At 73.3% G+C, this 13,817-nt stretch carries 10 protein-coding genes; 5 read left to right on the top strand and 5 right to left on the bottom strand.

Annotated elements, in window-relative coordinates:
* Positions 1-56 precede the first annotated feature (56 nt).
* Together ACZ7LB_RS21150 and ACZ7LB_RS21145 are read right to left on the bottom strand one after the other, a co-directional pair.
* The gene (locus ACZ7LB_RS21150; RefSeq protein WP_471470390.1) at positions 57-287 is read right to left on the bottom strand and encodes a DUF397 domain-containing protein; all 231 of its coding nucleotides are present in this window, start codon (positions 285-287) and stop codon (positions 57-59) included.
* 21 nt (positions 288-308) lie between these two features.
* On the bottom strand, positions 309-1,169 hold the full coding sequence (locus ACZ7LB_RS21145) for a helix-turn-helix domain-containing protein (RefSeq protein ID WP_471470234.1): 861 nt from the start codon (positions 1,167-1,169) through the stop codon (positions 309-311).
* A 213-nt stretch (positions 1,170-1,382) separates the two neighbouring features.
* On the opposite strand from ACZ7LB_RS21145, the gene ACZ7LB_RS21140 reads away from it, so the two are divergent.
* The gene (locus ACZ7LB_RS21140; protein ID WP_471470232.1) at positions 1,383-1,868 is read left to right on the top strand and encodes an ATP-binding protein; all 486 of its coding nucleotides are present in this window, start codon (positions 1,383-1,385) and stop codon (positions 1,866-1,868) included.
* 506 nt (positions 1,869-2,374) lie between these two features.
* On the opposite strand, the gene ACZ7LB_RS21135 is transcribed toward ACZ7LB_RS21140, so the two are convergent.
* The gene (locus ACZ7LB_RS21135) at positions 2,375-2,848 is read right to left on the bottom strand and encodes a C40 family peptidase (protein ID WP_161226771.1); all 474 of its coding nucleotides are present in this window, start codon (positions 2,846-2,848) and stop codon (positions 2,375-2,377) included.
* A gap of 716 nt (positions 2,849-3,564) precedes the next feature.
* Between ACZ7LB_RS21135 and ACZ7LB_RS21130 the strand changes: the two genes are divergently transcribed.
* The gene (locus ACZ7LB_RS21130) at positions 3,565-5,247 is read left to right on the top strand and encodes an alpha/beta hydrolase (protein WP_471470230.1); all 1,683 of its coding nucleotides are present in this window, start codon (positions 3,565-3,567) and stop codon (positions 5,245-5,247) included.
* A gap of 79 nt (positions 5,248-5,326) precedes the next feature.
* Here ACZ7LB_RS21130 and ACZ7LB_RS21125 read toward each other — a convergent pair whose 3' ends face one another.
* Entirely contained in the window at positions 5,327-6,127 is an 801-nt protein-coding gene (locus ACZ7LB_RS21125) for a lysophospholipid acyltransferase family protein (protein WP_471470229.1), read from the bottom strand.
* A gap of 294 nt (positions 6,128-6,421) precedes the next feature.
* Between ACZ7LB_RS21125 and ACZ7LB_RS21120 the strand changes: the two genes are divergently transcribed.
* Both ACZ7LB_RS21120 and ACZ7LB_RS21115 read left to right on the top strand, forming a co-directional pair.
* Positions 6,422-7,852: a helix-turn-helix domain-containing protein gene (locus ACZ7LB_RS21120; protein ID WP_471470227.1), complete on the top strand. Its 1,431-nt coding sequence runs from the start codon at positions 6,422-6,424 to the stop codon at positions 7,850-7,852.
* Positions 7,853-8,081: 229 nt separating this feature from the next.
* Positions 8,082-11,285, top strand: coding sequence for a M20/M25/M40 family metallo-hydrolase (locus tag ACZ7LB_RS21115; protein WP_471470225.1), 3,204 nt, complete (start codon positions 8,082-8,084; stop codon positions 11,283-11,285).
* Between the two features lie 124 nt (positions 11,286-11,409).
* On the opposite strand, the gene ACZ7LB_RS21110 is transcribed toward ACZ7LB_RS21115, so the two are convergent.
* A complete protein-coding gene (locus ACZ7LB_RS21110) occupies positions 11,410-12,846 on the bottom strand; it encodes an MFS transporter (protein ID WP_471470389.1) in 1,437 nt (478 codons plus the stop codon).
* A 293-nt stretch (positions 12,847-13,139) separates the two neighbouring features.
* Between ACZ7LB_RS21110 and ACZ7LB_RS21105 the strand changes: the two genes are divergently transcribed.
* The gene (locus ACZ7LB_RS21105; RefSeq protein ID WP_471470223.1) at positions 13,140-13,595 is read left to right on the top strand and encodes an RpiB/LacA/LacB family sugar-phosphate isomerase; all 456 of its coding nucleotides are present in this window, start codon (positions 13,140-13,142) and stop codon (positions 13,593-13,595) included.
* Positions 13,596-13,817: the final 222 nt, after the last annotated feature.

Here is a 13,817-nt window from a genome sequence, read left to right as displayed (position 1 = left end):
CGGTCGTGCGTCGCGTGGTGCCCGTACGCGGTGCGTGACGCGGGGTCGCGGCCGGGTCAGCCCCGGTGGACCGCGGCGGTGAACGTCGACCAGCTCTCGGGGGAGAAGAGCAGGGCGGGTCCGGCCGGGTCCTTGGAGTCGCGCACGGCGAGCCGTCCGGCCCAGGGGCCGGCCGACGGCCGTGCCGTCTCCACGCAGTTGTTGGCTCCGGTGCTGTAACTGCTGCGCAGCCACCGGACCTCGTGCAGATCGGTACTGGCGGGAACACTCCGGGTGAGTGGGGACATGGTGCCTGACATGGTGCCTCCTTACGCGCCGGCCGCGGTCGCGGCAATGAAGTCCAACGATTCCTCGGGCGAAAGGGCATGGACCAGAAGGGCGTTGAAGGCCTCGGTGTAGGCCTCCAGGTCTTCTTTCCGTTCGAGATAGAGGCTACTCGTCAAGTGGTCGAGAACTACCACGTCAAGATCGGACGTGGTCGAAAACGACAGGATGACGAAAGGGCCGGTGACGCCGATGTGCGCCCCGGCGGCGAACGGCAGCACCCGCAGCCGGACCTGCGGCAGCCGCGCCGCCTCCACCAGCCGCTCCAGCTGGCGGGTCATCACCCCCGGTCCGCCGACCTCCCGCCGCAGCACCGCCTCGTCCAGCACCGCGTTCAGCCGCAGCGGCGGACTCGCGCGCAGCACGTCCTGCCGGGCCAGCCGGACCTCCACCAGGGCGTCCAGCCGCTCCTCGGGCAGCCCCTCCACCGCCGCGCGGGTCACCGCGCGGGCGTACTCCGGCGTCTGGAGCAGGCCCGGGACCACCGTGGTCTCCAGTGTGCGCATCGCCGTGGCCTGCGACTCCAGGCTGATGAAGTCCCGGTAGGTGGGCGGCAGTACACCGCGGTAGGCATGCCACCAGTGCTCCCGGCCCACCGCGTTGTCGGAGCCGGCCAGCACCACCAGCAGCTCCCGCAACTGGGTGTCGTGCACCCCGTAGGCGTCCAGCAGGAGCCGCACGTCGGGCGGCCTCACCCCGCTGGTGCCGGTCTCGATCCGGCTGACCTTCGACTGGTGCCAGCCCACCAGCCGGGCCGCCTCACCACTGGTGATCCCCGCCGCCGTGCGCAGGGCGCGCAGCTCCGCGCCCAGTTTGCGGCGGCGCACCACGGGACCGTGCTGCATGGGTCACTCCCTTACTCCCCACGAGCCGCCCGAATACGGTCCGCCGTCGCGGAGTTCACCGCTTCGAGCGACAGATATATGCATATCCTGGCGGATCGCCCCCTCCGCCGGTGCGGTGATGGCAGTCTGACGGCGAAGCACCAGTCCGGGACCGTACTCGAACCCCACGCTTCATGCCGGACCGCGGTCCCGCGGGAAAGGGGCGACATCGCCATGGCAGACCATCTGGAAGCATCCGTCACTCTGCCGAGCGAGCCCGCGTCGGTGGCCGTGGCGCGCACCTACGCGCTCGGCACACTGGCCGAATGGGGGCTGACGGCCGACGCCGGCGTCGTGGAGGCGGTCCGGCTGATCGTCTCCGAGCTGGCGACCAACGCGGTGCAGCACACCTCGGGACTGTCGCCCACCTTCACGGTGGACCTCGCGCTGGACCGGCACCAACGGCTGAGCGTCGGCGTCACCGACAGCCACCCGTGCTTCCCCAAACGGCTGCGAGCCGCCACCCAGCAGGACAGCGGGCGGGGCATGGTGATCGTCCGCTGGCTGGCGGCGGAGCGCGGCGGGAGGCTGCGGGTCTGCTCCACGCGCGAGGGCGGCAAGACGGTCCGGGTCGAGCTGCCCTGGCCCCCGCAGGAGCCGTCGGCGGCCGAACCGGTCCCGGTACCGGTCGCGGCCCCCCATCCGGGCCGGGGGGACTGAGCCGGGGAGGTCCTCCCGGGGCCACCGGGTAGGCCGGTACGGTCGGTGCGCAGGGGCGAGCCGGTGCGCAGGGGCGACCGGAGGCCGGGCCGCGCCGCGGGAGTCCACCGGGGCCGGGTCCGGGGCCGGAGGGCCCGGAGGGCCCGAACGGTGGAGGTCCGGGAGGGTGCGCGTCCAGGAAGCGTTACGCCGGAGGGCCCGGCCCGGAACCACCCGCGGCCGGGAGGCCGGCGTGGCACCCCGGGCGCCCACGCCGGGCAGGCGGACCGGTGCCCCGGCACCCGGGCACTCACGCCGGTCACGGAGGCCCGGCGCACGGGCCCGGCGACCCGTGTCCGTGCCCCGCGCGGACCCGTCCCCCGGCCGGACAGGGCACCGAGGCCCGGACCAACGGCGGCCCGGAGCACCGGAGCACGGAGCACCCGGACCAGGGGGCACCGTCGGCCGGGGGCGCCGGCGGTCCGCCGGATCGGCACCGGTGCCCGGGACGCCTCACCCCGGACGCCTCACTTGACCCGCCCGTACCAGACGCTGTTGGTCCAGATCTTCTCCAGCCGCACCACGGCGCCCGTCTTCGGCGAGTGCCAGATCTTGCCCTGCCCCGCGTAGATCCCGACGTGGTAGACGTTCGGGCCCGCGTGGAAGAACACCAGATCGCCCTGCTTGCGGCTGGAGGAGCTGATGTGGCGGGTGCTGTTGTACTGCTGCGCGGCGGTGCGCGGCAGCTTCTTGCCCGCCTTCTTGAACGAGTACTGCGTCAGGCCCGAGCAGTCGAACCGGCTCGGACCGGTGGCGCCCCACTGGTACGGGGAGCCCTTCTTGGACGCCGCGACCTGGAGTGCCTTCGTGGCGTGGCCGGCCGCGGCGGCCCCGGGGGCCGCGCCGGGGACCACGATGGCACCGCCGACGGCGGCGATGGTGAGGGCCGAGGCCGTACCGGCACGGGCCATGAGGGACGGGACGCGATTGAGCGCAGTCATGCGCAACCCTTCGTCAGCCGCCTGTGAAGGATGACCTGTCGGATTCGGGCTGGCGAAGTTGCCCGGCCGCTTCTGCGCGGCTTCACCCCAAGGGCTGCTCGGCCCGGCCGTGGCGCGACCGTACCGGCGACCCGTCGTGCTCGGGTCCTCCACTCCTGCCGATCCACTCCTTGTCGACCGTTCGTCCGGGCGGCGGCAGGACTCGGCGTCCGCCCGGACCGCCCCGCCGCTGCGGCGGGGTCTTGTCGTCAGTCACGGATCTTGTCGTACTCAAGTCGGAAAATCCCAATGAAACCGGAGCTCTGTGTTGTTACTCACCGCTGACCCGTCCGGGTGCACGAGGTTGATCCGGCGTCATCCCCGGGCCCGGTCCGGCCCCCGCGACCTGCGGCGCGGGCCGTCCCCGCACGGGTGCACCGAACGGCGCGGAGCGCAACTCCGGGGGGCCGGGAACCGGGGTGTTCCTACGCCGAAAGGCGGTCCGCCGTTCGGCCCGCTCCGCCGCCAGGGGCGTCGCGCCGCGGAGTGTGCCCGTCCTCCGGCGGCGGACTCCCGGCCTCCGCCGTTCGGCCCGGGACGCCCGGCGCCCCTTCCCGACGATCGAACACGATTGTCCATTTATCGGATTGGCAAAGAAGTCCCGCCGCCCCTGTCTCCGGGCGACGCGCAGCCGCAAGGATGCCCCTGTTCGTCACCATCCATATACGGAGGGCCAGTTGAGGAAGATCAGACGGGGACGGAGGGCGGCGGCGCTCGGCTCGGCCGGAGTGCTCGTCACCGCCACGCTGATAGCCGGCGCCGTCTCGGTACCCGCGGCGAGCGCGGCCCCGGCCGCCGAAGCCGCCCACGCGGACCTGAACGGCCAGGACGGCAACGACCAGGGCGGGAACGGGAACGGCCGGGGCGGGAACGGAAACGGCCGGGGCGGTGACCGCGAGGCGCGGGGCGCCGCCGTGGCCGCCGCCCGCGCCGCGCGGGCCGGCGTCGACTGGAAGGACTGCCCGGCCGACTGGAACCTGCCCCGCCCCATCCAGTGCGGCTGGGTCACGGTGCCCGTCGACTACGCGCGGCCGGACGGCCGGACGATCCGGCTCGCCGTCGACCGCATCGGCAACACCGGCACCCCCGCCGAGCGGCAGGGCGCCCTGGTCTACAACCCCGGCGGCCCCGGCGCCTCCGGGATGCGCTTCCCGGCCCGCGTCACCAACAGGAACGCGATCTGGGCCAAGGCCGCCAAGGCCTACGACTTCGTCGGGTTCGACCCGCGCGGCGTCGGCCGGTCCGCGCCCGTCTCGTGCGTCGACCCGCAGGTGTTCGCCGCCGGTCCGAAGGCCGACCCGGTGCCCTCCTCCGAGGCCGACAAGCGCCTCCAGCGACGGCTCGCCCGGGAGTACGCCGAGGGCTGCGGCGAGCGCGGCGGGGCGCTGCTCCCGTACCTGACCACGCCCAACTCCGCGCGCGACCTCGACGTCATCCGCGCCGCCCTCGGCGAGAGCGGGCTCAACTACCTGGGCGTCTCCTACGGCACCTACCTGGGCGCCGTCTACGCCACGCTCTTCCCCGGCCATGTCCGCCGCATGGTCGTCGACAGCGTCGTCGACCCCTCCCGGGAGAAGATCTGGTACCAGGCCAACCTGGACCAGGACGTCGCCTTCGAGAAGCGGTGGAAGGACTGGCAGGACTGGGTCGCGGCCAACGACGCCGTCTACCACCTCGGGACCACCCGCGCCCAGGTCCAGGCCCAGTGGCTGGCCCTGCGCGCCACCGCCGAGAAGGCCCCCCTCGGCGGGGTCGTCGGCCCGGCCGAGCTGATCGGCTTCTTCCAGAGCGCCCCGTACTACGACTCGGGCTGGGCGCCCGTCGCGTCCGTCCTCAGCCGCTACGCCGCCGGTGACACCCAGGCGGTCGTCGACGCCGCCGCGCCCGACCCGTCCGACACCGCGGGCAACATCGCCGCCGAGAACAGCAACGCGGTCTACACGGCCGTCGAGTGCGCCGACGCCAAGTGGCCCACCGACTGGCGCACCTGGGACCGCGACAACACCCGGCTGCACCGCGACAACCCGTTCATCACCTGGGCCAACGCCTGGATGAACCTGCCCTGCGCCACCTGGCCCGGCCCGCAGCGCACGCCCGTCGACGTGCGGACCGGCAAGGGCCTGCCGCCCGTCCTGATCGTCCAGTCCGAGCGGGACGCGGCCACCCCGTACCCCGGCGCCGTCGAGCTGCACCAGCGGTTCAGGGGCTCCCGCCTGATCACCGAGCGGAACGCCGGTTCCCACGGCGTCACCGGGCTGCTCAACCCGTGCGTCAACGACCGGGTCGACGCCTACCTGCTCACCGGCGGGCTCGACGCCCGGGACGTGACCTGCGACCCGCACGCCACGCCCAGGCCGTAACCCCGCGAGCGCGACGAGGGGCGGCCGGAGCCACCGGCCGCTCCTCCCGCGCACCCCGGCCCCGCCGCCCGTACGGCCGCTAGCGGCCCGGCCGTCCCGGTGACCCGGAGGACCCCGCCTCCCGCTCCGCCGCCCGGGCGGCCCCGCCGTCCGCCCCGCCTTCCGCTCCGTCCGTCCCGGCGGTCTTGGCGTCCGTCCCGGCGGCCTTGGCGTCCGCCTTGGCCTCGGTCGCGTACCGGTCGACGTACTCCTGCCGCGACAGCGTCATGACCGCGTACATGATCTCGTCGGTCACGGCGCGGAGCACCGCCTTCTGGTTCTCCAGGCCGGCGAACCGGGAGAAGTCCAGCGGCTCCCCGAACCGGATCACCACCGGGTGCAGCCGGGGCAGCCGCCGTCCCGGGGGCTGCGCCTCGAAGGTGCCGATCATCGCGCAGGGCACCACGGGCACCCCGGCCTCGAGCGCCATCACCGCGACCCCCACCTTGCCCTTGTAGAGCCGCCCGTCGTGCGAACGGGTGCCCTCCGGGTAGATGCCGAGCAGCTCGCCCCGGCCCAGCACCCCGAGCCCCTCGCGGATCGCCGCCCGCCCCGCCTCCTTGCCGCTGCGGTCCACCGGGATCTGCCCGATGGAGCGGAAGAAGAAGGCGGTCAGCCGCCCCTTCAGCCCCGGGCCGGTGAAGTACTCGGCCTTGGCCAGGAAGGTGATCCGGCGCCTGAGCACCGCCGGCATCAGGAAGTGGTCGGAGAACGAGAGGTGGTTGCCGGCCACGATGGCGGGCCCGGTCTCCGGCACGTGGTCCAGGCCCTCGATCCGGGGGCGGAAGACCAGCTTCAGCAGGGGGCCCAGCAGGACGTACTTGAGCACGTGGTAGAACACGCCCGGTCTCCCAATCTCCCGTTGCCCGCCGGGCCGTGCGGACGGCGCCCGCGGCGCGTGGCGCGCGCCCCGGCGCCCCGGCCGGGCGGCGGGCCGCCCGGGGCCCGGGAACCGATCGTAGCCCGGCCCCTTCGGCGGGCGCCGCCGGGCGCGGTTCGGACGCTCTTCGGCCAACTCGATTGACGCGGCGGGTGCCCTCCCTTGTGCTGTCCCCTAGCAGCGGGCTACGAAGCCCGGATGTACGGCTCCCGAACGGAGCCCGGCAGGGGAGGGGACATGACCGGGGGAGGGGACATGACCACAGGGCCGGCGAGAGCGGGCGAGGCGTCATGGGCGGAGTTCGGACGGCAGTTGCGCTCCCGGCGCAGGGCCGCCGGGCTCACCCAGCTGCAGCTCGGCCTGCGGGTGGGCTACCACCACTCGGTGGTCAGCAAACTGGAGGCGGGGCTGCGCGAGCCGCCCATCGGCCTGGTGCGCCGCCTCGACTCCGTCCTGGAGACCGGTGGCGAGCTGGCCGCGGTGATCGCCGCGCCCCGCGACGTGCCGCACGGTCCCGGCCGTTTCCTGGCCGACCCCGGGCTGTTCTCCCCGCTGCCCGGCGCCGACAACACCGAGGGTCACGGTGCCCTCGACCCCCGGCACTGGCCCGACCGGCTGCCCGCCGAGGGGCTGGCCTGCCCCCTGCACGGCACCGCGGGCTGCGCCGTGCCCGACCGCTCCGAGCTGCCCGCGCTGCCGGAACTGCTGGGGGCCTCCCCGGCCCTCGTCGCGGGCTCGCTGCCCCGGTGCGGGGCGGAGGCCGAGCCGGATCTGCTGCACGGGCTCACGGCGGTGCTCGCCTGTCTGATCCGCGAGACCTTCCAGCAGCCCCCCGACGACTACCGGGTGGCCGTCGTCGAGGGACTGCTGCGGGCCCTCGCCCGGTGGGCCGACGCCGTCAACGCCACCGGGCGGCTGCCCTACGGACAGCTCCGGCTGGCCGCCCAGTACGCCCAGGTCGCCGGGCGGCTGCGGATGGACCGGGGGCAGAGCGCCGTCGCCATGGCCTGGTTCGGCCACGGGCTGCGCTGGGCCGACGCCGTGCAGGACGCGCCGGCGCGGGCGACCCTGCTGAGTGACACGTGCACCCTGGTCCGGCTCGACGGGGACACCCACTCGACGCTCGCCTACGCGGTGGGCGTCGGCGCGGTGGACACCGGCCGCCGCTGGATGACCACCCTGTCCGGCCTCTACCAGGCCCGCGGTCACGCCATGGCCGGGAACGCGGTCGAGTGCCGGCGCCACATCGCCCTGGCCCGGCGCAAGTTCGCCCGGCTGGACCGGCGTGATCTGCTGGAGGCGCCCTGGCTCGCCGGGGCCGAGGGCGAGATGCGGATGGACTCCGCGATCGGCGGCGCCCTGCGTGATCTGGCCGTCGCCACCGGCGACCGGTCGACCGCCCGGCGGGCCGTCTCCGCCACCGCCCGCTCCTGCGCCAGCGTGCCGCCCGAGATGCGCACCACCCGGCTGCTGCTGACCCTGCGGCTCGCCGACAGCTGGGCCTGCGCGGGCGATCCCGCCGCCGCGGCGGCCCTGGCGGGAGAGGTGCTCGCGGACGCCCTGCGGGCCCGTGAGTCCATGGTCAGCGCCGAGCTGCGGGGGCTCCACAGCCGGCTCGCCGGACAGTGGCGCGACGTTCCGGAAGTACGGGCCTACCGGGAGCGTTTGCTGGACGCGGGCGGGTAACTCGACGCGCCCTTCTTCCACTTGCCGGATTTTGCCGGGACCGGACGTTGCTGGTGGGGCAGTTGACCCTGGCGCGGCGCGGTGTGAGGGTTCAGCCGCCCACGACATGACATGCAACCGTCACTGTGTCGACGGGTGTGCCGTCGTGACTCCCGAGCCCGCGCGGACCCGGCATGACCGGGTCCGGGCCGGCTCACCGGAGCCTCCACACCTCTCACAAGGAGCAATGATGCTCAGAACGACCGCGGTGGCCGGGATATCCTCCCTGGCCCTGACCATCGGGGGGGTGGTGGTGCCGGCCTCCCTCGCCTCGGCCTCGGCGGCGACCGCGTCCGCCCCGGCCGAAACCTCGTCCGTCGCCAGAGCCGTCGCCGCCGCCGACCGCGCGGTCAACAGCGGCCTGGACGCGCTCGTCGCGGGCGGTGCCGAGGAGCAGTACGACCGCACGGACGTCACCCCCTGGGGCGGCAAGGACCTGTACTCGGTCGCCTACGAGCGCACCTACCACGGCCTGCCCGTGGTCGGCGGCGACGCGGTCGTCCTCGCGGACGGCCAGGGCAAGGTCCGGGCCGTCCGGTCCGCCACCGAGGCCACGATCGCGGTGCCCACCGAGGCCCGGGTCAAGGCCGACCGCGCCGAGCGCACCAGCCGCGCCCGTGTCGCCAAGGTGACCAAGAACGAGGCGCCGCGGCTCGTGGTGCGGGTCAAGGACGACGTCCAGACCCTCGCCTGGGAGACCGTGGTCACCGGTTCCGCCAAGGACAACCGGCCCACCAGGCTGCACGTCTTCGTGGACGCGCTCTCCGGCAAGGTCGTCGACAGCTACGACGAGGTCCGCGCCGGCACCGGCCGTAGCGAGTGGAACGGCCCGAGCCCGCTGACCATCGACACCTCGCGCTCCGGCAGCAACTACGTGCTGCGCGACACCACCCGCCCGGGTCTGCAGTGTTCGGACTACAGCGGCGGCCTCTTCACCAAGGCGACCGACGACTGGGGCACGGGCAGCGCCACCAGCAAGGAGACCGGCTGCGTCGACGTCATGTTCGCTGCGCAGAAGCAGTCGGACATGCTCCGCGACTGGCTCGGCCGCAACGGGCACAACGGCAACGGCGGAAGCTGGCCGGTCCGGGTCGGTCTGAACGAGCTCAACGCCTACTGGGACGGCTCCACCGTCACCATCGGCCGCAACACCGCCAACAAGTGGATCGCCGGCATCGACGTCGTCGCCCACGAGTTCGGCCACGGCCTGGACTCCTTCACCCCCGGTGGCGCCAACCACGAGAGCGGCCTGGGCGAGGCGACCGGCGACATCATGGGCGCCCTCACCGAGGCGTACGCCAACGAGCCGGCCCCGTACGACACCCCCGACTTCACCGTCGGCGAGATGATCAACCTCCAGGGCCGCGGTCCGATCCGCAACATGTACAACCCGAGCCAGGTCAACAACGACCCCAACTGCTACTCGGCCTCGATCCCGAACACCGAGGAGCACGCGGCGGCCGGTCCGCTGAACCACTGGTTCTACCTGCTCTCCGAGGGCTCCAACCCCGGCGGCGGCAAGCCCTCCAGCCCCACCTGCAACAACCAGCAGGTGACCGGCGTGGGCATCCAGAACGCCGGCAAGATCTTCTACGGCGGCATGCTGCTCAAGACCAGCGGCATGACCTACAAGCGGTACCGCACCGCGACCCTCACCGCGGCGAAGAACCTGGACGCCTCCTGCGCCCTGTTCAACACCACCCGGGCCGCCTGGGACGCCATCAACATCGGCGCGCAGACCGGTGACCCGACCTGCACCAGCCGGGACGCCGACTTCTCGCTGGCGCTCAGCCCGTCCAGCGGCAGCGTCGACGCCGGCGCCACCGCCACCGCCACGGTCAACACCTCGACCACCGTCGGTGACGCCCAGCAGGTCTCGCTGACCGCCTCCGGCGCCCCCGCCGGCGTGAGCGTCACCTTCAGCCCGGCCACCGTCACCTCGGGCTCCAGCTCCACCATGCGCGTCGCCACCTCGGCCGGCACGGCCGCCGGTGCGTACACGATCACGGTCCAGGGCGCCGCGGGCGCCAAGACCCACACGGTCCAGTACAACCTGACCGTCGGCGGCGGCACCACGCCGAACAACCCGCCGGACGTGGACGTCGCCCAGGTCCAGGCCCACCTGTCGCAGCTCAGCACCATCGCCGCGCAGAACGGCGGCAACCGCCGCTCCACCAGCGCGGGCTACCGTGCCTCCCTCGCCTACGTCAAGGGCAAGCTGGAAGCGGCCGGCTACTCGGTCTCCGAGCAGACCTGCACCTCCGGCTGCACCGCCGGCGCGGGCAACAACCTGATCGCCGAGTGGCCCAAGGGCGACGCCAACAGCGTCTACATGTTCGGTGCCCACCTCGACGGCGTCTCCGCCGGTCCGGGCATCAACGACAACGGCTCCGGTTCCGCCGCGCTGCTCGAGACCGCGCTGACCCTGGCCAAGACGGACCCCACCATGAAGAACCGCGTGCGCTTCGCCTGGTGGACCGACGAGGAGCAGGGCATGAAGGGCTCCGACTTCTACGCCCGGTCCCTCTCCACCACTGAGCGCGCCAAGATCAAGGCGTACTACAACTTCGACATGGTGGCCTCGGTCAACGGCGGCTACTTCATCAACAACCTGAACTCGGCCGCCTCGGCGCCGATGAAGGAGTACTGGACCTCGCTGGGTCTGGCCCCGCAGGAGAACGTCGAGGGCCAGGGCCGTTCCGACGACTACTCCTTCCAGAAGGTCGGCGTCGCCACCTCGGGCTACGCCACCGGTGCCTCCGCGGTGAAGTCCGCCGCCGAGGCCACGAAGTGGGGCGGTACCGCGGGCCGTGCCTACGACCCCTGCTACCACTCGTCCTGCGACACCACGTCCAACATCAACGCCACCGCCCTGAACCGCAGCGCGGACGGCATCGCGTACACCATCTGGAAGACCGCCGTCGGTGAGGTCTCCAACCCGACGGACGACTTCTCCGTCTCCGCCGACCCGGCCTCCGGCACCGTCGCTCCCGGCTCCGCCGCCTCGGTGACCGTGCGCACCGCCACCACCACCGGCAACGCGCAGACCGTGCGGCTCTCCGCCTCGGGCGCGCCGTCCGGCGTGAGCGTCTCCTTCTCGCCGGCCTCCGTGACCTCGGGCCAGTCCTCGACCGCCACCGTCCAGGTCGCGGCCGGCACCACCGCCGGGACCTACACCCTGACCTTCACCGGTTCGGGCTCGGTCGCGCACACCACCACCTACACCCTCACCGTCAGCGGCAACGGCGGCGAGACCACCTGGCAGCTCGGCGCGACCTACGCCGCCGGTGACATCGTGACCTACAACGGCGTCCGCTACCGGTGCCTCCAGGGCCACACCGCCTACCCGGGCTGGGACCCGCCGAACGTTCCCGCCCTCTGGCAGGCCATCTGACCCGGCCGTGCACGACTGATCCACTGATCCACTGATCCACCTGCCGCGGGGCGGGGGACGGGCGCTCACCGCCCGTCCCACCGCCCCGCGGTGCGTTCCGCCCCGGGACGTCCGGGGCCGCCGCTCAGAACTTCGGCGTCTGTGCCTGCGACTCGACGATGGCCGCCGCCTCCTCCTCCGTCTGCACCGAGGGGGGCGACCCCTCCAGCGGGCGACGGGCGGTCTCCTTCATGCAGGCCACCGCGCCCACGCCGACCAGGGCCGCGGCCATCGCGTAGTAGGCGGGCATCATCTCGGAGCCCGTGGCGCCGATCAGCGCGGTGATCACCAGCGGGGTGGTGCCGCCGAACAGGGACGCCGACAGGTTGTAGCCCACCGACAGGGACCCGTAGCGGACGTTGGTCGGGAACATCGCGGGCAGCGCCGCCGACATGGTCCCCAGCAGGCACACCAGGGACAGGCCCAGCATCAGCATGCCGCTGGTGACCGCGATCATCCCGCCCTCGCGCACCAGCACGAAGGACGGCACCGACAGCACGAGGAAGCCGAGCATGCCCGTCATCAGCAGCGGCCGCCGGCCGAAGCGGTCCGACAGCCGCCCCACCTGGTTGATGATCAGCATCAGCAGCACCATCGTGGCCACCAGGATCAGCAGCCCGTGGGTCACGCTGTAGTCCAGCTCGTCCGACAGGTACGTCGGCATGTACGACAGCAGCATGTAGTCGGTGATGTTGTACGCGCCGACCAGCGCGATGCACAGCACCAGCGGACGCCAGTGGGAGCGGAAGATCTCCGCGAGGTCGCCCCGGGCCGTGGTCTCCACCGCGTCCGCCGCGTCGGAGACGTGGACGGTGGAGTCCTCCAGCTTGAGGTAGGCGGGGGTGTCGTCCAGCCGCAGCCGCAGATAGATGCCGATCATGCCGAGCGGCGCCGCCGCGAGGAACGGCACCCGCCAGCCCCAGGAGTCCATGCCGTCGTGGCCCAGCCAGGCGGTGAGCCCGGTGACCAGGGAGGCCGCGGTGGCGTATCCGGCGAGGGTGCCCAGCTCCAGGAAGCTGCCGAAGAAGCCGCGCCGCTTGTCGGGCGCGTACTCGGCGATGAAGGTGGACGCCCCGCCGTACTCGCCGCCGGTGGAGAAGCCCTGGAGCAGGCGGAAGAGGATGAGCAGCACCGGGGACCAGTAGCCGATGGTGGCGTAGCTGGGGATGAGGCCGATGGCCGAGGTGCCGATGGCCATCAGGATCATGGTCAGCGCCAGCACCTTCTTGCGGCCGATCTTGTCGCCCATCGGCCCGAAGACCATGCCGCCCAGCGGCCGCACCAGGAAGGCGACGGCGAAGGTGGCGAAGGACGACAGCAGCTGCGCGGTGTCGCTGCCGGACGGGAAGAACACCCGCCCGATGGTTCCGGCCAGATAGGCGTAGATGCCGAAGTCGAACCACTCCATGGCGTTGCCCAGCGAGGCCGCCTTCACCGCGCGCTTGACCGCGGCCTCGTCCGTCACCGTGATGTCGGAGCGGCGCAGCCGGGGGTTCTGCCGGCGCCTGATCGCACGGAACAGGGTCGGATGGCGCTTGACCGCGGCCGAATCGGGGACCTGACCGTTCTCGGGGGAGGACGTGGCGACTTCCTTTCCGGGGGCATACCGCTCACCTGCGGAGCTGACGCTCGTACCGGGAGCTTCTGCGGGTACCGATGGTTCTCAGGTCGTACTGTTCCCCGGATCGGGCGTCGTATTTTCGCGACCTCGCTCACGGGGAGCGCCGAACGGGTGGCGGGCCGGTCGCATTCGGCTCACACGGAGGCTCCGCCGGGGCCCCGGACATCCCGGCGGGAAGCCCGTAGGCTCGTCCCATGCGGATCTCCGTCTCCTCCGACATGGACGAACCCGTGGCCCGTCTGCTCGTCGAGGAGCTGCGCGGCCGCGGACACGAGGTGCTGGCGCACGGCGCGCTGCGGCCCGGGGCCGACGCCCGGTGGGCGGTGTGCTCCGAGCGGGCGGCCCGGGACGTCGCCGAGGGCCGTGCCGACCAGGCCGTGGTGTGCTGCTGGACCGGCACCGGCGCGTCGATCGCCGCCAACAAGGTGCCCGGCGTCCGGGCCGCCCTGTGCACCGACGCCGGGACCGCGGACGGGGCGCGCCGCTGGAACGACGCCAATGTGCTCGCCCTGGGCCTGCGGCTGACGTCGGGTCCGCTGCTCGGGGAGATCCTCGACGCCTGGTTCGCGGCCGAGCCGAGCCAGGACGCCGGGGACCGGGAGAACGTACGGCACGTGGAACGGCTCGACGAGGACCGCGGCCCGGCCTGACGCCCGCCCGGGCACGCCCGTGCCCCCGGCGCGGAGTGCGGCCGGGGGCGGGGCGGCGAGGGCGGGGCGGCGGGGCCCGGGACGGGGACGGTGTGCCCGGGGACGGGGCGTCGGGCCGGATGCCCCGCCCCCGGGGGTCGGGGAAGGGCCGGAGCCCCGGTCGATGCGCCGGGACCCCGGCCGGGACGCGGAGCCGCCGGGGCGGCCCGGCTCGCGGCTCGC

The sequence above is a fragment of the Streptomyces sp. NPDC107521 genome, assembly GCF_055598485.1.
This window is presented reverse-complemented; position numbering and strand designations above follow the sequence as displayed.